This is a genomic window from Hydrogenophaga sp. (assembly GCF_030656115.1).
Classification (GTDB): Bacteria; Pseudomonadota; Gammaproteobacteria; order Burkholderiales; family Burkholderiaceae_C; genus Hydrogenophaga.
In genome coordinates, this window is record NZ_JAUSOO010000093.1 from 1 (window position 1) to 2,226 (window position 2,226).

At 59.2% G+C, this 2,226-nt stretch carries 1 protein-coding gene; it reads left to right on the forward strand.

Annotation, left to right across the window (positions count from 1 at the left end; translation table 11 throughout):
* Positions 1-367 precede the first annotated feature (367 nt).
* A complete protein-coding gene (locus tag Q7J58_RS12370; protein ID WP_304828273.1) occupies positions 368-1,777 on the forward strand; it encodes a Fic family protein in 1,410 nt (469 codons plus the stop codon).
* The last annotated feature ends 449 nt before the right edge of the window (positions 1,778-2,226 follow it).

A 2,226-nucleotide genomic window follows, 5' to 3' on the forward strand; every position in this document is an offset into this window, starting at 1 on the left:
CACGCCATGTCTGACTCCCTCCCCCTCTGGGGGAGGGCTGGGGTGGGGGCTCTCCCGAACTTTTCAAAATGAGAACAGCTGCAGCGTGGCAGAGCCAGCGTCCGCGTGGCGGTTGAACCCATCCCCTGCGCTACCATGCCCCGCATGGACAAATTCTTCAACACCGCAGGCCCGAACCAGCCCGCCATCCACGACACGCATGAGCCCCATGCAGCGGGTGGACTGGCGCGAACTCTCCGGCCTGATGGCCTGAATTCAGCGGTTGTGTGGTGTCGCACAGGCTATATGTGTCACTTATCTGTCGCATAAAATGAAAATGCGCCATTTTTTTGTCGCATTTTCATCCTGTGAACAAGGAGCCAAGCGCATGTCACGCACCGTCGCCACCCGGCAACAAGAGCTGGATTTTCTGGCCGCCCTGATTGGTGCCGAGCCTGAGGGAATGGGCCTGGATGCCATATCGCAAAAGCTGGGTGGCACCCACCAGCGCCGTACCTTGCAGCGCCGGTTGGCGTTGTTGGTGGCACAAGAGCGCATCAAGATGATGGGAGACAGGCGGGGTGCCCGCTACCGTGCCAACCCTGCACAAAGCCGCAGCACCAACCAGCCTGCGCGTGCCGAGGCGCTGGCGCAAGCCCCAACATCTGTCTATGTACCCACTTCTGTCGAAGGTGCAGAAGTCCGCGCTTACGTCACCCAGCCACGGCAGTTGCGCACCCCTGTGGCCTACCAGCTTGATTTCCTGGAGCAATACCATCCGAATCACACCTGCTATCTGCCGCCAAACCTGCGCGAGCAATTGCACGGTCTGGGCCAGTCTGCGGCCCATCGGCACCCTGCGGGCACCTTCGCCCGCGACATGCTCAACCGCCTGCTGATTGACCTGTCCTGGGCTTCGTCCCACTTGGAGGGCAATACCTACAGCCGCCTGGACACCGAGCGGCTGATTGAGTACGGGCAGGTCGCCGAAGGCAAAGAGGCCTTTGAAACGCAGATGATCCTGAACCACAAACAGGCCATCGAGTACCTGGTGCTCAATCCTGCCCATGCCCGTGTGGACACAGACACGCTCATTGCACTGCATGCGTTTTTGTCGGACGGTTTGATGGCAGACCCGACGGCTGTCGGGCGCATCCGTCGCCGTGCCGTAGAAATCGGGGGCAGCGTGTACCTCCCCGTGGTACTGCCTCAGCGCCTGGAGGCGTTGTTTGGCATCGTGGTTCAAATGGCCTCAGACATTGCAGACCCGTTCGAGCAGGCCTTCTTTCTGATGGTGCATGTGCCCTACCTCCAACCGTTTGAAGACGTGAACAAGCGGGTATCCCGGCTGGCAGCCAACATCCCGTTTATTCGCCACAACTTGTGCCCGCTGTCTTTCATTGACGTGCCCCAGCAAGCCTATGTGGATGCCATGCTGGGCGTGTATGAGTTGAACCGGGTGGATCTGCTGCGCGATGTGTTTGTGTGGGCCTACGAAAGGTCGTGCCAGCAGTACGTGGCGGTGAAGCAGAACCTGGTGCCGCCCGATATGTTTCGGCTGCGCCACCGGCAAGCTTTGGCTGAAGTGATCGTTGCCATCATCATGCAAGATGGGCCCGCCACAGAGCAGACCATCATGCACAACATGCCTGCCTCGGTTGCACAGGCGGAGCACAGTCATTTTGTCCAATTGGTACTGGCTGAGTTCGCGGCCCTGCATGCAGGTAATGCCGTGCGGTTTGGCATTCGGCCACTGCAACTGGCTGCGTGGCAGAGCCAGCATCTTCGTGGTGGTTGAGCCGTCCCGCTGCGCTACCATGCCCCGCATGGACAAATTCTTCAACACCGCAGGGGTGCGCTGCGAAACTTACCATCCAGTGTGCTGAGCACCTGATGGTGGGCTGCCAGGAGAGGCCATGACGAACATCCAAAAACTTCCATCTGATGCGCTGGCCGAATACCAAGACTGGCTTCAACGTTATCAAGCAGCGCATCGTTTCGGTGCGCCTGCGAATGGCTCTGGCTGCCAGCCGTGAGTTGACGCTGTTTTAAACGCTCTCCCTCACATCAAGGGCTTGTCGGCTTCCAACCTGAAGTATGGCCTGCGCTTTTTCAGTTCTACACCACCGCGCAAGACACGCACGAACCTGGCAACCCGGATGTGCCATTGGGGCAACAGCCTGTTGACCCAATTCTCTGGGGGCACAACACACAACATACAGATGGATGTGGAACGCCAACCGACCC

Coding starts and splice junctions, on each gene's coding strand:
- Q7J58_RS12370 (WP_304828273.1), top strand. CDS start 368: ATGTCACGCACCGTCGCCACCCGGCAACAAGAGCTGGATTTTCTGGCC.